This is a genomic window from Kitasatospora sp. NBC_01287, from assembly GCF_026340565.1.
Classification (GTDB): Bacteria; Actinomycetota; Actinomycetes; order Streptomycetales; family Streptomycetaceae; genus Kitasatospora.
Window position 1 is genome coordinate 7,110,209 of record NZ_JAPEPB010000001.1, and the last position, 20,816, is coordinate 7,131,024.

The 20,816-nt window shown below is 74.2% G+C and carries 18 protein-coding genes; 10 read left to right on the forward strand and 8 right to left on the reverse strand.

Features of this window, described 5'->3' with window-relative positions:
• Positions 1 to 6 precede the first annotated feature (6 nt).
• Entirely contained in the window at positions 7 to 1,881 is a 1,875-nt protein-coding gene (locus tag OG455_RS31180; RefSeq protein WP_266299444.1) for a glycosyltransferase, read from the forward strand.
• A complete protein-coding gene (locus OG455_RS31185) occupies positions 1,881 to 3,170 on the forward strand; it encodes a glycoside hydrolase family 16 protein (protein WP_266299446.1) in 1,290 nt (429 codons plus the stop codon). The genes OG455_RS31180 and OG455_RS31185 overlap by 1 nt, the downstream gene beginning before the upstream one ends.
• 86 nt (positions 3,171 to 3,256) lie before the next feature.
• On the opposite strand, the gene OG455_RS31190 is transcribed toward OG455_RS31185, so the two are convergent.
• Positions 3,257 to 4,540 carry an NAD(P)-binding domain-containing protein gene (locus tag OG455_RS31190; RefSeq protein WP_266299448.1) on the reverse strand — a complete coding sequence of 428 codons (1,284 nt, stop codon included), beginning with the start codon at positions 4,538 to 4,540 and terminating at the stop codon, positions 3,257 to 3,259.
• A 134-nt stretch (positions 4,541 to 4,674) separates the two neighbouring features.
• Between OG455_RS31190 and OG455_RS31195 the strand changes: the two genes are divergently transcribed.
• Together OG455_RS31195 and OG455_RS31200 are read left to right on the forward strand one after the other, a co-directional pair.
• Complete coding sequence (locus OG455_RS31195; RefSeq protein WP_266299450.1) at positions 4,675 to 5,886, forward strand: ATP-grasp domain-containing protein; 1,212 nt, start codon at positions 4,675 to 4,677, stop codon at positions 5,884 to 5,886.
• A 180-nt stretch (positions 5,887 to 6,066) separates the two neighbouring features.
• Positions 6,067 to 6,876, forward strand: a complete 810-nt coding sequence (locus OG455_RS31200) for a serine protease (RefSeq protein WP_266301023.1) — start codon at positions 6,067 to 6,069, stop codon at positions 6,874 to 6,876.
• 69 nt (positions 6,877 to 6,945) lie between these two features.
• Here OG455_RS31200 and OG455_RS31205 read toward each other — a convergent pair whose 3' ends face one another.
• Entirely contained in the window at positions 6,946 to 7,404 is a 459-nt protein-coding gene (locus tag OG455_RS31205) for an Lrp/AsnC family transcriptional regulator (RefSeq protein WP_266299452.1), read from the reverse strand.
• Between the two features lie 85 nt (positions 7,405 to 7,489).
• Here OG455_RS31205 and OG455_RS31210 point away from each other — a divergent pair, with 85 nt between their 5' ends.
• Entirely contained in the window at positions 7,490 to 8,113 is a 624-nt protein-coding gene (locus OG455_RS31210; RefSeq protein ID WP_266299454.1) for a LysE family translocator, read from the forward strand.
• 94 nt (positions 8,114 to 8,207) lie between these two features.
• The gene (locus tag OG455_RS31215) at positions 8,208 to 9,794 is read left to right on the forward strand and encodes a hypothetical protein (protein WP_266299456.1); all 1,587 of its coding nucleotides are present in this window, start codon (positions 8,208 to 8,210) and stop codon (positions 9,792 to 9,794) included.
• A 7-nt stretch (positions 9,795 to 9,801) separates the two neighbouring features.
• Here OG455_RS31215 and OG455_RS31220 read toward each other — a convergent pair whose 3' ends face one another.
• Positions 9,802 to 10,458 carry a TetR/AcrR family transcriptional regulator gene (locus tag OG455_RS31220; protein WP_266299458.1) on the reverse strand — a complete coding sequence of 219 codons (657 nt, stop codon included), beginning with the start codon at positions 10,456 to 10,458 and terminating at the stop codon, positions 9,802 to 9,804.
• Positions 10,459 to 10,576: 118 nt separating this feature from the next.
• Here OG455_RS31220 and OG455_RS31225 point away from each other — a divergent pair, with 118 nt between their 5' ends.
• From OG455_RS31225 to OG455_RS31235, 3 genes are read left to right on the forward strand one after another with little or no spacing between them, the layout of a single operon-like run.
• Positions 10,577 to 11,332, forward strand: a complete 756-nt coding sequence (locus tag OG455_RS31225) for an SDR family oxidoreductase (protein WP_266299460.1) — start codon at positions 10,577 to 10,579, stop codon at positions 11,330 to 11,332.
• A 47-nt stretch (positions 11,333 to 11,379) separates the two neighbouring features.
• Positions 11,380 to 12,135: an SDR family oxidoreductase gene (locus OG455_RS31230; RefSeq protein ID WP_266299462.1), complete on the forward strand. Its 756-nt coding sequence runs from the start codon at positions 11,380 to 11,382 to the stop codon at positions 12,133 to 12,135.
• On the forward strand, positions 12,132 to 13,088 hold the full coding sequence (locus OG455_RS31235) for an NADPH:quinone oxidoreductase family protein (RefSeq protein ID WP_266299464.1): 957 nt from the start codon (positions 12,132 to 12,134) through the stop codon (positions 13,086 to 13,088). Before OG455_RS31230 ends, OG455_RS31235 begins: the two co-directional genes overlap by 4 nt.
• 97 nt (positions 13,089 to 13,185) lie before the next feature.
• Here OG455_RS31235 and OG455_RS31240 read toward each other — a convergent pair whose 3' ends face one another.
• The 5 genes from OG455_RS31240 to OG455_RS31260 form a co-directional block, all read right to left on the reverse strand.
• Complete coding sequence (locus tag OG455_RS31240) at positions 13,186 to 14,220, reverse strand: acyl-CoA dehydrogenase family protein (protein ID WP_266299466.1); 1,035 nt, start codon at positions 14,218 to 14,220, stop codon at positions 13,186 to 13,188.
• Positions 14,199 to 15,380: an acyl-CoA dehydrogenase family protein gene (locus OG455_RS31245; protein ID WP_266299468.1), complete on the reverse strand. Its 1,182-nt coding sequence runs from the start codon at positions 15,378 to 15,380 to the stop codon at positions 14,199 to 14,201. Before OG455_RS31245 ends, OG455_RS31240 begins: the two co-directional genes overlap by 22 nt.
• Complete coding sequence (locus tag OG455_RS31250; protein ID WP_266299470.1) at positions 15,377 to 16,555, reverse strand: acyl-CoA dehydrogenase family protein; 1,179 nt, start codon at positions 16,553 to 16,555, stop codon at positions 15,377 to 15,379. The genes OG455_RS31245 and OG455_RS31250 overlap by 4 nt, the downstream gene beginning before the upstream one ends.
• Positions 16,556 to 16,560: 5 nt before the next feature.
• Positions 16,561 to 17,559, reverse strand: a complete 999-nt coding sequence (locus OG455_RS31255) for a phosphotransferase family protein (protein WP_266299472.1) — start codon at positions 17,557 to 17,559, stop codon at positions 16,561 to 16,563.
• A gap of 142 nt (positions 17,560 to 17,701) precedes the next feature.
• The gene (locus tag OG455_RS31260; protein ID WP_266299474.1) at positions 17,702 to 19,342 is read right to left on the reverse strand and encodes a metallophosphoesterase family protein; all 1,641 of its coding nucleotides are present in this window, start codon (positions 19,340 to 19,342) and stop codon (positions 17,702 to 17,704) included.
• 276 nt (positions 19,343 to 19,618) lie between these two features.
• On the opposite strand from OG455_RS31260, the gene trpS reads away from it, so the two are divergent.
• Positions 19,619 to 20,617, forward strand: a complete 999-nt coding sequence (gene trpS, locus OG455_RS31265; protein WP_266299476.1) for a tryptophan--tRNA ligase — start codon at positions 19,619 to 19,621, stop codon at positions 20,615 to 20,617.
• Positions 20,618 to 20,816: the final 199 nt, after the last annotated feature.

Below are 20,816 nucleotides of genomic sequence, written 5' to 3' on the forward strand. Positions count from 1 at the left end.
GCCGTGATGGCCGCGCAACCGCTCACCGCCACCACCGAGCGCCCGGCGCCCGGTGCACGGAGGAGCCGGGCCCGCGCACGGCGGCCCGCCGAGTTGCTGGCCCGGTGGGCGCTGCCGGTGGCGCTGGGCCTGTGGCTGCTCGCGCTGCGCCACGTGCCGCTGCGCTCGATGGGCGACCTCGGGCTGCTCCAGGTGCTCCCCGCCCTCTACTGGGTGGCGGTGCTGCTGCTCACCCTGGGCTTCGCGGCCGTGCTGCGCGAGCCGCGCGGCGGCTGGCGCCTGCCGCTGGGCTACGTGCTGGGCCTGATCGCGATGATCCACGCCACGCCGAGCCTGCTCTACCCGGAGCTGCGCTACGCCTGGGCCTGGAAGCACATCGCGGTGCTGCAGGCGATGCTCAGCCACAACGGCACCGTGCCGAACGCCCAGGAGCTGGACATCTACAACCAGTGGCCGGGCTTCTTCCAGCTCAACGCGCTGCTGCTGCGGGTCACCGGCCTCTCCTCGGCGCTGGGCTACGCGGTCTGGGCGCCGGTGATCGTCAACGTGCTGCTGGTGGGGCCGCTGGTGCTGCTCTACCAGTCGGTGACCCGGGACCGGCGGCTGGTCTGGGGCGCGGTGTTCATCTTCTACGCCTCCTCCTGGGTCGGGCAGGACTACTTCTCGCCGCAGGCCTTCGGCTTCCTGCTCTACACCACGCTGATCGCCGTGCTGGTGCGCCGCCTTCAGCAGGTGCGCGCACCAGCACCAGCACGGGCCGGTGCAGGTGCAGGTGCAGGTGCAGGTGCAGGTGCCGGGGCCGGCTCCGGCGGTGCCCGCTCGCTACGGGCCCCGATCGGCGGCGTGGACGGGTGGCGGCCGCGCCGGCTGGTCGTGCTCCTGGTGCTGGAGGCGGCGATCGTCACCTCGCACCAGCTGACCCCGCTGATGCTCATCAGCGCCCTGGTCTTCCTCTCGTTCCCGCGCCGCAACCGCCGCACCGTGCTGCCGCTGCTGGGCGGCGCGCTGGCGATGAGCCTGATCTGGTACGCCACGGTGGCCCGGCCCTACGTGACGACCAATCTCGCCAGCTTCCTCAAGGCGCTCACCGCGCCCGACTCCAACGCGGTGGCCGGCCTGGCCGCGCTCGGCCCCGCCTCACCCGGGCAGGTGCTGCTCTCCTGGGTGGACCGCGGCATGTCGGCCACCCTCTTCGCGCTCGCGCTGATCGGCTTCGTGCGCCGCCCCTGGCTGCGCCGCACCGGCCTGCCGCTGCTGGCGCTGGCCCCGCTGCCGCTGCTGGCCGCCAACAGCTACGGCGGCGAGATGCTCTTCCGCGCCTACCTCTTCGCGCTGCCCGCCACCGCGTTCCTGGCCGCCGCGCTGGTGCTGCAGCCCGGCGCGCGGCCGCGGCTGCGGATGGCGACCACCATCGGCGTGCTCTGCTGCCTGCTCAGCGGCCTGTTCTTCGGCTACTACGGCAAGGAGGACATGAACTACTTCAGCACCGGTGAGGTGGCGGCCGGCCAGTTCCTGGCCGACCACGCGCCACCGGGCTCGGTGATCATCTCGGCCACCGCCGACCTGCCCGGCCTCGATCAGCACTACGACCAGCGCCAGCGGGTGGTCTTCACCCAGGGGTCCCTCTCGTTCCAGAAGGAGGTGGCGACCAACCCCTCGGCCGCTCTGGCCAGGGCCGATGTCGGCTACAGCGGACCCGCCTACCTGATCCTCACCCGCGCCCAGGCCGCCGAGTCCGACCTGACCGGGGTGCTGCCCGCCGGCACGGTGGCCCGGCTGCAGGACACCGCCGACCACTCACCCCAGTTGCTGCGCCCGATCTACCGCAACGCGGACGCGGTCGTCTACCAGTACCTCAGCCCTTCGGCCGGAGGCCAGTGATGAACGTCCGTGTCAGGATCGCCCTCGCCCTCACCGGCTGGCTCGCGCTGCTCGCCACCGCGCTGCCGGCCGGGCACCCGGTGCGGATCGGGGTGCTGGTGGCCTTCGTGCTCTGCTGCCCGGGGGCCGCCGCCGTGCGCCCGCGCGCCCGGCGCCGGGCCGGGGCGGCCGACGTGCTGGAGGACCTGGTGCTGGCGGTGGTCCTCAGCCTGGCCCTGGGCGCGCTGGTGGCCGAGGCCTTCTACCTGAACCACGCCTTCACCGTGCGGCGGGCGCTGCTGGTGCTGGCCGTCCTGACCAGCCTGCTGGCGCTGCGTCCCGAGCGGTGGCGGCCCTGGCGGCGCCGCGGCCGGGGTGCCGGCGCCGGGGCCGCTCCGGCCGGGGCACGCTCGGACGGTCCGCGGTCGGACGGCCCGCAGCGGCGCGGCGCCCACGGTGCCGGGCCGGTGCGGCGGGTGCGGCGGCCTCGGCGAGTGCTCGGGCCGTGGGCGGCGCTGGCCGGCGCGCTGCTGCTGACCGCGGGTTGCGCGAGCGCGACCGGCTCCGCCACCACCGACGCCTCGCCGGCCGCGCCGGGCAACTGGCACCAGGTCTTCGGGGACGACTTCAACGGCCGGAGCCTGGACCACGCCCGCTGGGCCACCTGCTACGACTGGAACAACAACGGCTGCACCAACGGCAGCAACCACGAGCAGGAGTGGTATCAGCCGAGCCAGGTCACGGTCGGTGGCGGGTCGGCGACCCTCACGGCGCAGCGGCACACCACCCAGGGCACCGACGGCGTCAGCCATCCGTGGACCTCGGGCATGATCACCACCGGTCGCGACTCCTGGTTCGCCCAGCCCCGGGAGACCTTCACCTACGGCTACTTCGCCGCCGCGCTGCGGATCCCGGCGCAGGCCGGCATGTTCCCGGCGTTCTGGCTGCTGCCGGACACCCGGGTCAGCCCGCCCGAGCTGGACATCGCGGAGTTCCCCGAGATCACCCAGCAGGTGCAGCTGAACGTGCACTGGCCCGGCCCCACGGGCGCCGACCAGTCCGCCGGCTCCACCTTCGGGCCGGTCGACTTCCCGGCCGGCACCCACGTCTTCGCGCTGGACTGGGAGCCGAACTCGCTCACCTGGTACGTGGACGGCGTCCAGCGCTGGCAGCAGACCGATCCCGGGCGGATCCCGCACGTGCCGATGGAGCTGATCGTCAACCTCGCGGTCGGCTACCCCGCGCCGGCGCCGGCCTCGGTGGACTCGGCGGCCCTGCGCGTGGACTGGGTGCGGGTATGGCAGCACTGACCCCGGCCGGGCAGCAGCCCGCGCCGCCTCGCGTACCGGCTCTGCAGGCTGTACGGGCCGTACGGGCCGTGCGGGCCGTGCAGGCCCTAGGACCGGGGCAGCGGGCTGCCGGTGCGGGCGGCGGCGACCGCGGCGGCGATCCGGCGGGCGGCGAAGCCCGTGCCGCAGACGAAGCGCAGCACCGGGCCGAAGGAGGCGGCGGCGGAGAGGCCGGCGAAGTAGAGGCCGCTGACCGAGGACTCCAGGTCGGCCGAGAGCCGCGGCGCGGTGCCCTGGCGGGCCAGCGCGCGGCTCAGCGGCGGGTCGAGCAGGGCCAGCCGGTCGAGGTCGACCCGGTAGCCGGTGGCGCAGAGCAGGTGGTCGGCCTCGACCACCTCGTCCCCGCCGTCCGCCCGGCGCAGCCGCAGCCGCACTCCCGCGCCGCCCGTCCCGCCCGCGCCGCCCGTCCCGCCCGCGTGCTCGGCGCCGTCCGCGCCGAGCACGGTGCGGTCGGTGAGCTGCGGGAACCGGTCGGCCACCCGGTCGCGCAGCCACCAGGCGCCGGAGGGGCCCAGCACGGTGCGCAGGAAGTGCTCCCTGGTGGGGTCCGGCAGATGGCGGTAGGCGGCCGGTGCCTTGGCGAAGGCCAGCAGCGACCAGCCGGGGCCCAGCGGCGAGGCGGGCTTGGCCAGCCGCAGCGGCAGCGGCCGGTCGGCGGGATCGTCGGTGGCCGGCGGGTCGCCGAAGAGCAGTTCCCCGGTGCGGGCCACCAGCACGGGACGGGCGCCGGCCTCGTGCAGCAGCGCCGCGCTCTCCAGCGCGGACTGCCCGGCGCCGAGCACCGCGATCCGGCGGCCGGCGAAGACCGCCAGGTCCGGGTGGTCGGCGGGGTGCGAGGCGGTCCCGCGCCCGACGAGCGGCCGCAGCGGCTCGGGGACGTGCGCGTACGGCCCCAGGCCGGTGGCCAGCACCACCTGGGCGCTGGCGTAGCTCTCGCCGGACTCCAGGGTGACCTGGAAGGCGCCGTCCTCGCGGGCGATCCGGCGCACCCGCTCGCGGCGCACCGCGGGCACGCAGCGCCGCTGGAACCACTGCCCGTAGTTGATGAACTCCTCGATGGGGACGGGATGCTGATCCTGGCCGGAGGGCCGCCCCTCGTCGGCGCGGAAGTCCGCGAGGCGGCAGCGCTCGCCGGGCGCCGAGATCGAGGAGGCGGACGGGGTGGACTTGAGGTACATCCCTCGCGGCATGCGCTCGCGCCAGCTCTCCATCGGCTCGCCGAACACCTGTGGTTCGATCCCGCGGGCCCGCAGGTGGGCGGCGACCGCGAGGCCGTAGGGTCCCGCACCGACGACGGTGACCGGGAGTTGCGAGTGGTCCGTGCTGTTCATCGCCTGACCTCCTGCGCGGGCGTGCTCTGTCCCCAGGATGCGTCCCGCCGTATCGGGAGGCATCTTTCGAGCGGGGCCGGCCGGTGCGACCGGCGTCCGACCTGCCGGCCCGCGCCCGTCCCGGGGGGAGAGCCGTGACCGGCCCGGGGCTCGACCTCGACCGCGGCGTGCCCGCGCTGCTGGTCAAGGTCGGCCGCTATCCGCAGCACCCCGGCGGGCTCGGGGTGGTGCGGACCCTGGCCCGGTGCGGGGTGCCGGTGCTCGCGATGGTGGAGGACCGGTTCACCCCGGTCGCCCTCTCCCGCTACCTGGCCGGGCGGGCCGTGCGGCCGCCCAGCGGGCGTGAGGAGCCGGAGGAGCTGGTGCGCTCACTGCTGGCGGTCGCCGAGCGGATCGGGCGCCGCGCGATGGCGGTGCCCACCGACGACGAGGCGGCCCTCGTGCTGGCCGAGCACGCCGACCGCTTGCGGCAGGGCTTCCTGCTGCCGGCCGTGCCGCCGGGGCTGCCGCGCCGGCTGGCCAGCAAGGGCGAGCTCTACCGGATCTGCCAGGAGTACGGGGTGCCCACCGCGCGCTCGGCCACCCCGGCCGACCGGGCGGAGCTGCTGGCGGTCGGGCGGGAGTGGGGCTATCCGCTGGTGCTGAAGAACCTGGAGGCCTGGACCAGGCTGCGGGCGCCGGTGGTGGGCGGCACCACGTTGGTCCGCGACGAGGCCCAGCTGCGCGCGGCGGTGCCGGCGGAGGGCGCGCTCTCGGTGCTGGTCCAGGAGTACCTGCCGGCCGAGCGCTGCGAGGACTGGATCACCCACACCTACAACGGCGGCACGGGGCGCACCGAGCTGGTCTTCACCGGCCGCAAGCTGCGCTCCTGGCCGCCGGGAGCCGGCGTGACCAGCCGGGCGGACGCCCCGTGGAACGAGGAACTGGCCCTGATGGCATCCGAGTTGTGCGAGCGGCTGGGCTACCGGGGGCCGGCCGACATGGACTGGCGGCTGGACCGGCGCGACGGCCGCTACAAGCTGGTGGACTTCAACCCCCGGGTCGGCGCGCAGTTCCGGCTCTTCGAGAACGCCCGCGGGGTGGACCTGGTGCGCGCCATGCACCTGGACCTGACCGGGCGGGAGATCCCGCGGGCCCCCCAACTCACCTCGCGCAGCATGGTGGTGGGCCAGCTCGACCTGCCCTCGGCGCTCTGCTGGATCCGCGCGCACCGCCGGCTGCCGTCCGCGGTGCTGCCGCGCCGGGGTCTGCAGCGGGCCTGGCTCGCCTGCGACGACCCGCTGCCGGCGGCCGCCGAGGCGGGGCGGTTCGCCGCAACGGTGGCCCGCCGGCTGGCCGGGCGATGACCGGCGGCCGGCCGGGGCGATGACGGACCACCACCGGGCGTGCCAGGACTCTTGACCAATCGTCATGTCCAGGCCAAATTGGCAGGACCCCCACCTTCGAGGAGTCCCGCCGTGACGAACCCCCGCACGCCGAAGGCCCCGTTCATCCGCCGCGCGGCGCTGCCCGCGGCCCTGCTCACCCTGCTGCTCGGCGCCGCCGCCACCCCGGCCGGCGCCGCCGCGGCGGTGCCCGTCAGCGCGCCCGCGCCCGCGGCCGTCACCGTCAACTACGCCGGCACCGTCGCGCTCGACGACTGCTCCGGCTCGGTGGTCCGGATGCCGAACTCGCAGCCGACCGACCCCGCGCTGGTGCTCACCAACGGCCACTGCCTGGAGACCGGCATGCCGGACGCCGGCCAGGTGATCGTCAACCAGTCGTCCAACCGCAGCTTCACCCTGCTCAACGCCTCGGGCAGGGGCGTGGCGACGCTGCGCGCCAGCAAGGTCGTCTACGCGACCATGACCAACACCGACGTGACGCTCTACCAGCTCACCACGACCTACGCCTCGATCCAGCAGCGGTACGGGATAAGCCCGTTGACCATATCCGCGGACCACCCGACGGCCGGCGCGGCGATCAAGGTGGTCTCCGGCTACTGGAAGAGGACCTACTCCTGCTCGATCGACGGGTTCGTCTACCAGCTGAAGGAGGGCGACTGGACCTGGAGCGACTCGGTCCGCTACACCTCCAGCTGCGACACCATCGGCGGTACCTCGGGCTCGCCGGTGATCGACACCAGCACCGGCCTGCTGGTGGCCGTCAACAACACCGGCAACGAGGACGGTGAGAGCTGCACCGTGGACAACCCGTGCGAGGTCGACCAGAACGGCAACGTCACTGTCCACGAGGGCACCAACTACGCCGAGGAGACCTACCTGCTGACCGCCTGCTTCGACCCCGGCAACACGCTGGACCTCACGGCGGCGGGCTGCACGCTGCCCCGGCCGTAGCGAGGTCCGGGCCGGTTGGGCCGGTTGGGCCGGTCGGTCCGGTCGGTCCGGTCGGGCTGGTCGGCCCGGTCAGGCCCCCGTCGGGATGCCCTCGTCCGGGCGCACCAGCTTCAGCGGCAGGTGGGAGTTGACCTGGGCGATCCCCGGCAGGCCGCACAGTACCTCGGTGTGGAAGCGCTCGTAGGCGGCCAGGTCGGTCACGGCGACCCGGAGCAGGTAGTCCGGGTCGCCGAACAGCCGGTGCGCCTCGACGACCTCGGGCAGCGCCGCCACCTGGTGCTCGAACTCGGTGACCGTCGGCTTGTCCTCGCGGGCCATCACCACGGTCACGAAGGCCTGGAAGCCCAGGCCCAGCGAGGCCCCGTCGAGCAGCGCGCGATAGCCGCGGATCACCCCGTCCTGCTCCAGCTGGCGCACCCGGCGCAGGCAGGGGGAGGGGGTCAGGCCGACCCGATCGGCCAGCTCGGCGTTGGTCAGCCGGCCGTCCTGCTGGAGTTCGCGCAGGATTCTGCGGTCGATGCGGTCCATGGCGCAATATCCTGCCACAATGGCCGAGAGTGTCGCCCGAACTGGCCATCGGCTGCCACGCCTGTTCGGTTAGCGTCGCCGCATCATGAACACCCACCTGCTGCTGCTCTTCCTGGGCGTCGACCTGCTGCTCGTCTGCACCCCCGGGCCCGACTGGCTCTACGTCGTCGCCCGCAGCCTCGGCCAGGGCCGCCGCACCGGGCTGACCGCGGTGGCCGGCATCTGCGCCGGCTACGCCGCGCACACCCTGCTGGCCGCCGCCGGCCTGGCCGCCGCGCTGCGCGCGATACCCGCCGCGCTGCCCGCGCTGCGCTACGTCGGCGCCGCCTACCTGGTGCTCATCGCGGTCAACCTGCTGCGCTCGGCCCGCCGCGGCACCCCCGCGCTCGCCGCCGCCGGCGACCAGCCGACGGCGGCCGTGCTGCGGCAGAGCGTGCTCACCGCGCTGCTCAACCCCAAGGGCCTGCTGCTCTACCTCTCGCTGATCCCGCAGTTCATCTCCCCGCACGCCGCGCTGCCGATCGGCGGCCAGGTGGCCGTGCTCGGTGCCCTCAACGTGCTGGCCTGCGCGGGGATCTACGGTGCCCTCGCGCTGCTGGCCGGCCGGGCCGGCAACTCGCTGACCACCAGCGAGCGCGGTGCCCGCCGGGTCTCCACCGCCTCGGCCGTGATCCTGCTCGCGGTGGCGGCGGTGACCGCGAGCGCCTGACCCGGCCCGCCGCCTGCCGCGGACTTCGGGAAGTACGGCTGATCCGAAGCGAACTGATGGACCTTCAGCACGTTCGCTGGCAGGCTCTGCTGCCGTGGACACCAGCGCCTACCGGATGCTCGTCGAGAGCGGGCACGACTACGTCAGCACCGGCTCGATCGCCGACGCCGAGCTGCGCGCCTGGCTGGCTGCGGAAGGCGTGGACCTGCTCGCCCCCGGGATCCGGCTGGACGTCGACTCCGAGGCCAACCTGCACGGCGCCTACACCCGCTGGCGGCTGCGCGAGAGCCGGCCCGAAGGCCTGCGGCAGACCACGCTGCTGGTGCGCGCGCGGGTCGGCGACGCCGCGCCGTGGGTGCGGCTGGAGGCCGAGCAGCTGCCCGCCGTCCCGGGCGCCCACCCGGCCTGGAGCCCGGCGCCCGGGCTGGCCGCCCCGCTGCTCACCGCGCTGCGGGCGCGTGACGGCGCGGTGGCGGTGACCGCCGCCCCCGCCGAGGTGCGTCCCGGCGACCTGCCCCGGGTGCTGGCGGAGCTGCGCGAGGAGCGGCGCCGACTGCCCATCGTGGTCCTCGCCGTGCCGCCCGCGCTCGCCGCGCCGCTCACCCGCGAGCTGCCCGGGCTCGCCGTCGCGTACCTGCTCACCCCCGAGGCGGAGCCCGCGTTCAACCGCGCGCTCGCGCACCACCCGGTCCCCGTCGGTGGCGCGCGCACCTATCTGCCCGGGGTCGAGCCGGACCGGCCGGCCGACGTCTTCCGGCACCCGGTGACCCCGGGCCTGCCGCACCAGCGCGAGCACGCCGCCCAGCTGCTGGCCCGGCTGCCGCGCCGGCTGGCCGCCCGGACCCCGCTGCCCGCCGAGCTCGCCACCGTCCCCGCGCTGCGCACCCGGCCCGCCGCCGGCGCGGACCGCGACGAGCTGGCCCGGCTGCGCGCCGACAACACCGTGCTGAACGGCCTGCTCGACGAGGCCGCGCACGAGGAGGGCGCGCGGCTCAAGGAGTTGGGCGAGCTGCGTCTGGAGCTGCGCGAGCAGGAGGAGCACGCCTTCGAGCTCTCCGTCGAGCTGGCCGAGCGGGCCGCGGAACTACGCGGCGCCGAAGCCCAGTTGCGCGACCTGCAGCGTGACCTGGCGGCGCTCGGCGCACCGGGCGCCGCGGTGCGGCTGTCGCCGCGCGTCCCGCACCACGGGCCGGGCGGCTTCGAGACGCTGCTCGACCGGATCGGCGAGCTGCCCGAGCTGCGCTTCACCGGCAGCCGCCGGGTGACCGTCGAGCTGGACGCCCAGGCGCTGGGCGCCGACTGGGCCGCCACCGCCTGGGACGCGCTGCTCGCGCTGCAGGACTACGCGCGGGCCAAGCGGCAGGGCGAGCACCTGCGCGACTTCCTGCACTGGTGCCGCGACACGCCGCCGGGCGGCCACCGGTTCCCGCCGGGCAAGGTGGTGCGCGACGAGTCGCCGCAGACCGCGGGCCGCAAGGCCTGGCGCCTGCAGCGGACCTTCCCGGTGCCGGCGGCGGTGGACCCCAGCGGCACCGTCTTCATGGGCGCCCACCTGCGGATCGGCGCGGGCCACGGCAAGGCGCCGCGGCTGCACTTCCACGACGCTTCGGCGCACGGCGGCCTGATCTACCTCGGCTACCTCGGTCCGCACCTCGACAACACGCTGAGCAGCGGAATCTGACGGAGCGTCAGGCTGTCGGGGTGGCCTGGGCAGTGTCGGCGACGCTGGTGGCGCCGGCGGCGCCGAGCATCCGCAGCACCAGGTCGGCGTAGCGGGTGCCCAGCTCCTCGGGGCTCTCACTGCTGCGCTCGTTGTACCAGCGGGCCACGTCGATGCCGAGCGAGGTGACCGCGCGAGCGGTGGTGCGGGTCTCGGCGACGCTGAAGACGCCGGCCGCCGCGCCCTCCTCGATCAGCCGCATCACCGTGTCCTCGATCCGCCGCCGCAGCTCGGCCACCACCGCGAAGTCCTCCTCCGGCAGGGCGCGCAGCTCGTAGTTGACGATCCGCCCCACGGTGTGGCCGCGTGCGTGCCAGGCGGTGAACCGCTCGACCAGCCTGCGCATCCGGGCCGCCGGATCGGTGCCGTCCGCCGCGGCCTCCTCGACCAGCGCGAGGGTGGCGGCATGCCCGTTGCGGCTGATCTCGGCGAGCAGCGCGGCCTTGGAGGGGTAGTGGATGTAGAGCGCGGCGGGGCTCATCCCGGCGGCGGTGGCGATGTCCCGGGTGGTGGTGGCGTGGAAGCCGCGTGAGGCGAAGGACTCGACGGCGGCGAGCAGCAGCCGGCGCGCGGCCTCGGGACGCTCCCCGGGCCACAGGTCGGCGAGGTGCTGCTCGGTGGTCATGGTCGACATCCTCGCACGGGCACGGATCGGGGCAGGCGGACGGTTGACAGTGTGGCCCGGGGACAAGATGCTGAGCAAGCGCTTAGTCACCTGAGTTACCGATGAGTAGAGGATGGCCATGACGTTGACGTTCAAGGGGCAGGTGGCCCTGGTCACCGGCGCGAGCCGGGGCATCGGCCTGGGCATCGCCCGTGAGCTGGTCGAGCGCGGTGCGCGGGTCTGCGTCACGGCCCGCAACCCCGAGCCGCTCGCCGAGGCCGTGGCCGAGCTGGGCGGCCCCGAGCACGCGATCGCGGTGGCGGGCAAGGCCGACGACCCGGCCCACCAGCAGGCGGCGGTGGAGCGGGTGATGGCCGAGTTCGGTCGGCTCGACCTGCTGGTCAACAACACCGGCATCAACCCGGTCTTCGGCTCGGTGCTGGACACCGACCCGGGCGCCGCCGCCAAGATCCTGGCCGTCAACGTGCTCGCGCCGCTGGCCTGGACCCGGCTCGCCCACCAGGCCTGGATGGGCGAGCACGGCGGCGCCGTGGTCAACGTCTCCTCGATCGCGGGCCTGCGGACCTCGCCGGGCATCGGCATGTACGGGGTCAGCAAGGCCGCGCTCACCCGGCTCACCATGGAGCTGGCCGGGGAGCTGGGCCCGGGGATCCGGGTGAACGCGGTGGCGCCCGCCGTGGTCAAGACCAAGTTCGCCGAGGCGCTCTACCAGGGCCGCGAGGAGGAGGCGGCCGCGCCCTACCCGCTGAAGCGGCTCGGGGTGCCGCAGGACGTGGCGGGCGCGGTGGCGTTCCTGCTCTCCGAGGAGGCCGGCTGGATCACCGGGCAGACCCTGGTGCTGGACGGCGGCGTGACCCTGGGCGGCGGCCTGTGAGCGGGGCCGGGGGTGCGGGGGTCCCCCCGGCCGGAGGCTGGGGGAGGGTGGTGGTGACCGGCGCCGGGCACGGGATCGGCGCCGCGCTGGCCGAGGCCTTCGCGGCGGGCGGTGCGTCGGTGGTGGTCAACGACCTGGACGCCGAGGCGGCGGCCCAGGTCGCGGCCCGGATCGGCGCGGTGGCGCTGCCCGGTGACGCGGCGAGCCGTGAGGGCGTGGCGGCGCTGATCGAGGGCGCCCGGGCGCGGTTCGGCGGCATCGACGTGTACTGCGCGAACGCCGGGGTGGCGCCCGGCGGTGGTGCGGACGCGCCCGAGGCGCTGTGGAGCGCGGCTTGGGAGGTCAACGTGATGGCCCATGTGCGGGCGGCCGAACTGCTGCTGCCCGAGTGGCTGGAGCGCGGAGAGGGGCGCTTCGTGGCCACCGTCTCGGCGGCCGGGCTGCTGACCATGCTCGGCTCGGCGCCGTACTCGGTCAGCAAGCACGCGGCGCTCTCGTTCGCCGAGTGGCTCGCCGCCACCTACCGCCACCGAGGCGTCAAGGTGCACGCGCTCTGCCCCCAGGGCGTGCGGACCCGGATCCTTGAGGAGGCCGGCGCGGTGGGCGAGGCGTTGATGGGCGCCACCGCGCTGGAGCCCGCGGCGGTGGCCGAGGAGGTGCTGCGGGCGATCGAGGCCGAGCGGTTCCTGATCCTGCCGCACCCCGAAGTAGCCGGCTACTACGCGGCGCGGGCGACGGATCCGGACGGCTGGCTGGACGCGATGAACCGCTTGCAGGCCAAGGTCGTGGAGGGATTGGCATGAGGGCCTGGCAGGTGGCCGAGCTGGGACTGCCGCGCGAGGTGATGCGGCTGGTCGAGGACGTGCCCGCGCCGGTCGCGGGCGAGCACCAGGTGCTGGTGAAGGTGCGCGCCGCGGCCGTCAACTTCCCCGACGCGCTGATGTGCCTGGGGCTCTACCAGGTGAAGCCGCCGCTGCCGTTCACCCCGGGCGTCGAGCTCTGCGGTGAACTTCCCAGCGGTGAGCGGGTGATCGGCAATCCGGTGGCGGGCACCGGCGCCTTCGCCCAGTACGCGCTGCTGGACGCGCGGGCGCTCTTCCCGGCTCCCCGGGCGCTGGACGACGCCGAGGCGGCCGCGCTGCACATCGGCTACCAGACCGCCTGGTTCGCGCTGCACCGCCGGGCCGCGCTGCGCCCGGGGGAGACCCTGCTGGTGCACGCGGCGGCCGGCGGGGTCGGCAGCGCGGCGGTGCAGCTCGGCAAGGCGGCCGGTGCGACGGTGATCGGCGTCGTCGGCGGTGCGGAGAAGGCCGTCGTGGCACGGCGGTTGGGCTGCGACGTGGTGATCGACCGCAAGAGCGAGGACTTCGTGGCCGCGGTCAAGGAGGCCACCGGTGGCCGCGGCGCGGACGTGGTCTTCGACCCGGTGGGCGGGGACGCCTACACCGGCTCCACCAGGTGCGTCGCCTTCGAGGGCCGGATCGTGGTGGTCGGCTTCGCCGGCGGCACCATCCCGGCGCCGCCGCTGGGGCACGCGCTGGTGAAGAACTACTCGGTGCTGGGCCTGCACTGGGGCCTCTACAACACCAAGGACCCGGGCGCGGTGCGGGCCGCGCACGAGGAGCTGACCAAGCTGGCCGAGCAGGGCGTGGTGCGCCCGCTGGTGAGCGAGCGGCTGGCGTTCGAGCAGGCTGCGGACGGCGTGCAGCGGGTGGCCGAGGGGACGACCACCGGACGCGTGGTGATCGGGCTCTGAACGTGGCGGTGCCCCTGAGGTGTTGATCCTCGGGGGCACCGCCACGCCACGCTCACGCCACGCTCAGGCCGAGTTCAGGGCCGGGTTCAGGCCGGGTTCAGGCCGGCAGGTCCACCAGTTCGGCCAGCCGGGCCCGGTGGCGCCCCGGAGTGCCCAGCGCCAACTGGTCGGCCTTGGCCCGTTTCAGGTAGAGGTGGGCCGGGTGCTCCCAGGTCATGCCGATGCCGCCGTGCAGCTGCACGCACTCCTCGGCGGCCCGCACCGCGACCGTGCCGCAGTGCGAGGCGGCCACGGCGACCAGCAGCTCCGCGTCCGCCGCAGCGCCCGCCAGCGCGTCCGCCGCCGCCCGGGCGGCGGCGCGGGCACCGACCACCTCCAGCCAGAGGTCGGCCAACCGGTGCTTGAGCGCCTGGAAGGAGCCCAGCGGACGGTTGAACTGCCGCCGCTCGCGGAGGTGTTCGACCGTGGTGGCCAGGCACCACTCGGCGATCCCGAGCTGCTCGGAGGCCAGCAGTCCGGCCCCGGTGAGCAGCGCCCGCTCCAGCGCCGCCGGGTCCTCGGTCACCAACCGCCCCGGGGCGTCGTCGAACACGACGTCCGCCAGCGGCCGGGTCAGGTCCAGCGAGGTGCGCGGGGTGACGGTGAAGCCCTGCTCCACCACCCAGAGCGCGCCGTCGGTGCTCGGCACCACCAGCAGGTCGGCGGTCAGCGCGTCGGCCACCGAGGTGACCCGGCCGGTCAGCCGCCCGCCGGACTCCCGCACGGTCGGTGCCCCGCCGGAGAACGGCACCACCAGCGTGCCGGTGCGTTCGCCCAGCCCCTCCCCGCCCAGCGCCGCCGTGGCCAGCACGGCGCTGCCGAGGAACGGCACGGGCGCCACCGAGCGGCCCAACTCCTCCATGACCACGGCCACTTCCCGCAGCGAGCCGCCCGCCGCCGGGTCCTGGAGGCCGGCCGCGCCCAGGTCCACCGCCAACGCCCGCCACAGCGCCGGGTCGTAGCCCTGGCCGGCCGAGACGCGGGCCAGCACGGTCGCCGCCGGGCTGCGGTCGCGCAGCAGCGCCCGCACGCTGGCCCGCAGTTCCTCCTCGATCTCGGAGTAGAGCAGGTTCACCGCGACAGCTCCTTCCACGGGACGTCCTTGTCCGTGCGCGGCTCGGGCGGCAGTCCCAGCACCCGTTCGGCGATGATGTTGCGCAGGATCTCGCTGGTCCCGCCCTCGATCGAGTTGCCCTTGGCCCGCAGGTAGCGGTAGCCGGCCTCGCGGCCGTTGAAGTCCACCAGCTCGGGGCGGCGCAGCGTCCAGTCGTCGTAGCCCAGGCCCTCCTCGCCGAGCAGTTCGACCTCGAAGCCGGTCAACTCCTGTGCCAGCCGGGCGAAGCCGAGCTTGCCGCCGGCGCCCTCGGGGCCCGGCTGGCCGGCCGCCAGCTGCTGGCGCAGCCGCTCGCCGGTCAGCCGCAGCACCTCGGCCTCCACCCAGTGCCGCAGCAGCCGTTGGTGCAGCTCGGGGGTGCGCAGCTCGGGCCGCTCCCGCCAGGTCCCGGCGACGATGCCGATCAGGCCGCCCTCGCGGGGTGTCGCCTGGCCGCCGATCGCGACCCGCTCGTTGTTCAGCGTGGTCCCGGCGATCCGCCAGCCCTCGCCCACCGCGCCGAGCCGGTCGGCGTCGGGGATCCGCACGCCGGTCAGGAAGACCTCGTTGAACTCGGCCTCGCCGGTGATCTGCCGCAGCGGGCGCACCTCCACCCCGGGGGCCGTCATGTCGCAGACGAAGTAGGTGATGCCCTGGTGCTTGGGCAGCGCCGGGTCGGTGCGGGCGATCAGGATCGCCCAGCGGGCGGTGTGCGCGCTGGAGGTCCACACCTTCTGGCCGTCCACCGTCCAGGCGCCGTCCGCGTCCCGCACCGCGCGGGTGGCCAGGGCGGCCAGGTCGGAGCCGGCGCCCGGCTCGCTGAAGAGCTGGCACCAGACCTCCTCGCCGGTCCACAGCGGCCGCAGCCAGCGGCGCCGCTGCCCGTCGGTGCCGTGGCGCAGGATGGTCGGGGCGGCCATGCCCAGCCCGATGCCGATCCGGCGCGGGTCGTTGTCCGGTGCCCCGGCCGCCGCCAACCCGGCGTCCACCACGGCCTGCTGGGCACGCGGCAGGCCTAGTCCGCCGAGCCCGACCGGGAAGTGCACCCAGGCCAGGCCGGCGTCGAACCGGGCGCGCAGGAAGTCGAGCCGACCGACTTCCGCATGCGGATGGGCCGCGAGCAGCTCGCTCGTCCGGGCCTGGAGTTCGGTCTCGTTCAAGCCTGGTACCTCCGCAGCTCGCGCCGGGCCAGCGAGCGCCGGTGCACCTCGTCGGGGCCGTCGGCCAGTCGCAGCGTGCGGTTGCCCGCCCAGAGCTGGGCCAGCGGGGTGTCCTGGCTGACGCCGGCCGCGCCGTGCGCCTGCACCGCCTTGTCCAGGATCCATTCCACGGTCTGCGGGACCACGATCTTGATCGCCTGGATCTCGGTGTGCGCGCCCTTGTTGCCGACCGTGTCCATCAGCCAGGCGGTCTTCAGCACCAGCAGCCGGGCCTGCTCGATCCGCACCCGGGACTCCGCGATCCAGTCCTGCACCACGCCCTGCGCCGCCAGCGGCCGGCCGAAGGCCACCCGCTCGGTGACCCGGCGGCACATCAGCTCAAGGGCCCGCTCGGCGATCCCGATCGCCCGCATGCAGTGATGGATCCGCCCCGGGCCGAGCCGGGCCTGGGCGATCGCGAAGCCGGAGCCCGGCTCGCCGATCAGGTTGGCGGCCGGCACCCGGACGTCCTCGAAGAGCACCTCGGCGTGCCCGCCGTGGTCGCGGTCCTCGTAACCGAACACCGTCATCGCACGCTTGACCGTGACTCCCGGGGTGTCGCGCGGCACCAGGATCATCGACTGCTGGTGGCGCGGATCGGCGTCCGGGTCGGTCTTGCCCATCACGATGAAGACCTTGCACTCGGGGTTCATCGCCCCGGTGATGTACCACTTGCGGCCGTTGACCAGGTAGTCGCCGCCGCGCCGCTCGATCCGGGTCTCGATGTTGGAGGCGTCGGAGGAGGCCACCTCGGGCTCGGTCATCGCGAACGCGGAGCGGATCTCGCCGGCCAGCAGCGGCTCCAGCCACTCCTCGCGCTGCGCCTCGTCACCGAACTGGGCGAGCAGCTCCATGTTCCCGGTGTCCGGCGCCGCGCAGTTGACCGCGGCCGGGGCCAGCAGGATGCTGCGCCCGGTGAGTTCGGCGAGCGGGGCGTACTGCAGGTTGGGCAGCTCACGGAAGAGGTTCCACAGGCCCTGCGCCCTGGCCTCGGTGCGCAGTTCGCGGATGACGGCCGGGGTCGACCAGTCCTCGTTGACGGTCAGGCGCGACTCGGCGGGGTGGACGTGCTGCTCCAGGAACGCGGTGAGCCGCTCGCGCAGCTCCTCGGTGCGGGCGTCGAAGGCGAAGTCCATGCGGTTCAGCGCTCCTTGAGTGCGGTCAGGCCGTGCTCGACGAAGAGCGGGACCAGCGCGCCGACCCGGTCGAAGCCGGTCCCGACGGTGCCGCCCCGGCTGTAGCGGAAGTGGATGCCCTCCAGCACCACGGCGAGCTTGAAGGAGGCGAAGGCCACGTACCAGTCGACCCGGCCCACGTCCCGCCCCGAGCGATCCGCGTAGCGGGCGATGAGCTCGGCGCCGTCAGGGAAGCCCGGTGCCAGCGCGACGCCCGGGATCACCCCGGCGAACTCGGCGGCCAGTTCGGTGTACATCACCAGCAGCCCGAGGTCGGTCAGCGGATCGCCGAGGGTGGACATCTCCCAGTCGAGCACGGCGGTGATCCGGTCGTCCGGACCGACCAGCACGTTGTCCAGGCGGTAGTCGCCGTGCACCAGCGCGGGCGCGGGGGAGTGCGGCAGGAGGCGCGCCAGGCGCTCGGCCAGCTCCTCGATCCCGGGCACCTCCCGGCTGCGGGAGGCGGCCAGCTGCTTGCCCCAGCGCTGCACCTGCCGGGCCAGGAAGCCCTCAGGGCGCCCGAAGTCGGCCAGGCCAACCTCCCGCGGGTCGATCGCGTGCAGCGCGACGAGAGTGTCCACCAGGTGCTCGGCCAGCGCCCGCACCCGCTCGGTCCCGAGTGCGGCGAGCGCCGCGCTGTCGCGGTGCGCGGTGCCCTCGACGAACTCCATCAGGTAGAACGGCGCGCCGATCACCGCCGGGTCCTCGGTCAGCCGCACCACCTGCGGCACCGGGACCGGCGAGCCGTGCAGCGCGCCGATCACCCGGTACTCGCGGGCCATGTCGTGGGCGGTGGCCAGCACGTGTCCGAGCGGCGGACGGCGCAGCACCCAGCGGCTGCTGCCGTCGGTGAGGCGGTAGGTCAGGTTGGAGCGGCCGCCCTCGATCAGCTCGGCGCTCAGCGGCCCGGTGCCCAGGTGGGCCTGGAGCGCGGCGAGGTCGAGTCCGGGGGGATTGTCGGTCATGGCGTCCTTCGGGCTTCGGGAACGAGGCTGACTAAGCGCTTGCTTAGACTCTCGCCCGGAGCGGGAGATGTCAACGACGAGGCCGCGCCCACCGGGTGGTGGACGCGGCCTCGTCGGGACGGTCGGTGCCCGTCAGTGCCCGTCAGTGTGTGTCAGAGCGCTTGCGCTGCAGCACGAAGGTCTCCAGCGGGTTGATCGACCCGTCCGGCTGGGCCACCGTGTAGTAGGTGACGTGGATGCTGGTGGTGCCGCCCGGCCTGGTGCCCGGGTCCACGGTGAACGCGGCGAAGCCGTAGGAGTGCTCGACGTCGCGCACGCCGACCCAGGGTGCCTCCTCGTTCACGTAGATCGGCGTCCGCTTGCCGTTGCTGCCCACCGGGCCGACCCCGGTGATCACCTTGGCCTTGGCCGGGGCGAAGAACTTGCCGTTGCTGGTGGAGGAGTTGCCGCCGCCGCCCAGCACCATGTGCACGGTGCCGCGCGAGGTGTCCATCACGTCGGTCGCGGTGGAGACCGGGTTGGGGGTCAGCGTCTCCGAGCCGGATATCGTGCCGCGCACCGGCAGCGAGCGCTCGTAGTCGTGCTCGTGGCCGCAGACCACCAGGTCCACCTGGTAGCGGTCGAAGAGCGGCCCCCACTGCTCGCGGATGCCGCGGTCGGCGCCGTTGGCGTCCGAGGAGCTGATCACCACCTGGTGCATGCAGACCACGACCCAGTCGATCGACTTGTCGGACCGGGCCTGGCGCAGGTCCTGCTCCAGCCAGGCGCGCTGGGCGCCGCCGCTGTAGCCGTACACGTAGGTGTCACCGGCGTCCTGGTAGGCCACGTCGTCGTTCTGCAGCACCACCACGTGCACCGAGCCGACCGTGAACGAGTACCACAGCCCCTCGGTCTCCTCGTCGCCCCCGTTGCCCGGCAGGTCGAAGCGGGTCTGGAAGGAGGAGAAGCCGATCGGGCCGTTGGCCTTCTCGTTCTCGTGGTTGCCGGCCGCCGGCATCCAGGGCCGGTACCGCGCGGAGCGGGTGTTGTTGGCGAAGAAGCCCTGCCAGGTGCGCAGCCGGTCGGGCGTGATGTTGGCGTAGCAGAGGTCGCCGTTGAGCAGGTGGAAGAGCGGGTCGACCTGCTCGATGCCGCCCACGATGTCGGCCGCGGCCGGCGAGGCGATGCCGTTGGCGACCGCGGTGAAGCCGCCCTTGCCGTCCGGCTGCCAGGTGGTGTCCGGCACCGACTGGTCGCCGAAGCTGGTGAAGGTGAAGGCCTGCCGCCCGCGCTGGGCGGTGCGGAAGGTGCCGGCGTCCGGGCGGCCGCCGTCGTGCAGCGCGGCGTAGGTGTAGTAGGTGCCGGGGCGCAGGTTCTCCATCCGGGCGTGGTGGGTGTAGACCACCCGGTTGCTCGCACCGTCGGTGTAGGTGCGGGTCTCGGCCTGCACGGTGCGGCCGAAGCCGCCCTCCAGGGTGCCCAGTTGGACCCGGGGGTTGCGCACCGGGCCCTCGGTGCTCCAGGAGGCGGTCATCTGCCGGGTCGGGTCGGCGCCGAAGGTCAGGTGCAGGCCCTCGACCGGCGGGGCGCCGAGCGACTCGGGCCGGGTGAGCAGCAGCGGCGAGCCGGCCCCCTGGGTCGATGCACCGCCACCTGAGCCGTCGTCAGCGACGGCCGGGGTGGCGCCGAGCAGCGGTCCGGCGGCCAGCGCGGCACCGCCCACGGTGGCGGTCAGCCGCAGCGCGGTGCGGCGGCTCAGCGTGCCGTCACCGCTCTGCTCGGGGGCGTCGAAGGGCTGGTCCACAGGAACTCCTCGCCTAGGGGATTGGTGAAGGCCGCTCACGCTAGCGGCGGCGTACCCATGGGTGGTGAACGGCAACCGGCGCCCCACTGAACGCTTGCACGGGTTACAGTGTTGCCATGCGCAACCCGCTGCTCCCGCTCAGCTGGTGGCCGTCCTAGGACGGCCGCGCATTCGACATGCCCAGGGTCGTCCGGACGGACGGCCCTTTCGCGTGCTCCACCGCACGGGCCCCGCCGGACGGCAGCCCCGCCCCGCCCCGTGCAGAGGAGACGCAAGATGACCGCCTTCCGCCCCCGTGTCCTGACCGGCGACCGCCCGACCGGCGCCCTCCACCTCGGCCACTACTTCGGCTCGTTGCAGAACCGGGTGCGCCTGCAGGCCGAGGGCGCCGAGCTGTTCGTGGTGATCGCCGACTACCAGGTGTTGACCGACCGCGACGTGGCCGACCGACTCGGCGACTACGTAAGGGAGTTGGTGCTCGACTATCTCGCGGTCGGGATCGATCCGGCGCGCTCGGTGATCTTCACGCACAGCGCGGTGCCGGCCCTCAACCAGCTGCTGCTGCCCTTCCTCTCCCTGGTCAGCACCGCCGAGCTGCAGCGCAACCCCACGGTCAAGGACGAGATCGCCCACTCGCGCCAGGCCCAGGTCAGCGGTCTGATGCTGACCTACCCGGTGCACCAGGCGGCCGACATCCTCTTCTGCAAGGCGCACCTGGTGCCGGTCGGCCAGGACCAGCTGCCGCACCTGGAGGCCACCAGGACCATCGCGCGCCGCTTCAACGCCCGCTACGCGCACGGGGCCGCGCCGATCTTCCCGGAGCCGGAGGCGCTGCTCTCGGCGATGCCGCTGCTGCTCGGCACCGACGGCGGCAAGATGAGCAAGAGTCGGGGCAACGCGATCGCGCTGGGCGCGAGCGAGGACGAGACGGCCCGGCTGATCCGCGGCGCCAAGACCGACACCGAGCGCCGGATCGGCTACGACCCCGAGCGCCGCCCCGAGGTCGCGAGCCTGCTGAACCTGGCGGCGTTCTGCCAGGGACTGGACCCGCGCGCGGTGGCCGAGCGGCTCGGCGACGGCGGGGCCAGCGCGCTCAAGGCGCTGGTCACCGAGGCGGTCAACGAGCACCTGCGCCCGCTGCGCGAGCGGCGCGCCGCCCTGGCCGGCGACCAGGGCCACCTGCGCGAGGTGCTGGCCCGGGGCAACGAGCGGGCGGCCGAGGTGGCGCAGGTGACGCTCGCCGAGGTGACGGCGGCGATGGGGATGCGGTACTGAGCGCTCGGCGGATCGCTCGGCGGATCGCTTGACGGATCGCTTGACGGATCGCTCGGCGGATCGCTTGGAGGAACCACCAAGAGTTGGTACGTGTATGCGGCGATCGGCCAGGAGCTATTGACGAGCGGAGTCACGCTTCCTAGATTCTCTCCAACGCGGAAATGAGTTTCCGCATCGTGGATTTCGCCACATGGGCCGG

Excerpts from the sequence above, each read along its gene's own strand:
- OG455_RS31235 (WP_266299464.1), top strand. The coding sequence starts at position 12,132 with ATGAGGGCCTGGCAGGTGGCCGAGCTGGGACTGCCGCGCGAGGTGATG.
- OG455_RS31220 (WP_266299458.1), bottom strand. The coding sequence starts at position 10,458 with ATGACCACCGAGCAGCACCTCGCCGACCTGTGGCCCGGGGAGCGTCCC.
- OG455_RS31190 (WP_266299448.1), bottom strand. The coding sequence starts at position 4,540 with ATGAACAGCACGGACCACTCGCAACTCCCGGTCACCGTCGTCGGTGCG.
- trpS (WP_266299476.1), top strand. The coding sequence starts at position 19,619 with ATGACCGCCTTCCGCCCCCGTGTCCTGACCGGCGACCGCCCGACCGGC.
- OG455_RS31205 (WP_266299452.1), bottom strand. The coding sequence starts at position 7,404 with ATGGACCGCATCGACCGCAGAATCCTGCGCGAACTCCAGCAGGACGGC.
- OG455_RS31255 (WP_266299472.1), bottom strand. The coding sequence starts at position 17,559 with ATGACCGACAATCCCCCCGGACTCGACCTCGCCGCGCTCCAGGCCCAC.
- OG455_RS31185 (WP_266299446.1), top strand. The coding sequence starts at position 1,881 with ATGAACGTCCGTGTCAGGATCGCCCTCGCCCTCACCGGCTGGCTCGCG.
- OG455_RS31250 (WP_266299470.1), bottom strand. The coding sequence starts at position 16,555 with ATGGACTTCGCCTTCGACGCCCGCACCGAGGAGCTGCGCGAGCGGCTC.
- OG455_RS31210 (WP_266299454.1), top strand. The coding sequence starts at position 7,490 with ATGAACACCCACCTGCTGCTGCTCTTCCTGGGCGTCGACCTGCTGCTC.
- OG455_RS31225 (WP_266299460.1), top strand. The coding sequence starts at position 10,577 with ATGACGTTGACGTTCAAGGGGCAGGTGGCCCTGGTCACCGGCGCGAGC.
- OG455_RS31180 (WP_266299444.1), top strand. The coding sequence starts at position 7 with ATGGCCGCGCAACCGCTCACCGCCACCACCGAGCGCCCGGCGCCCGGT.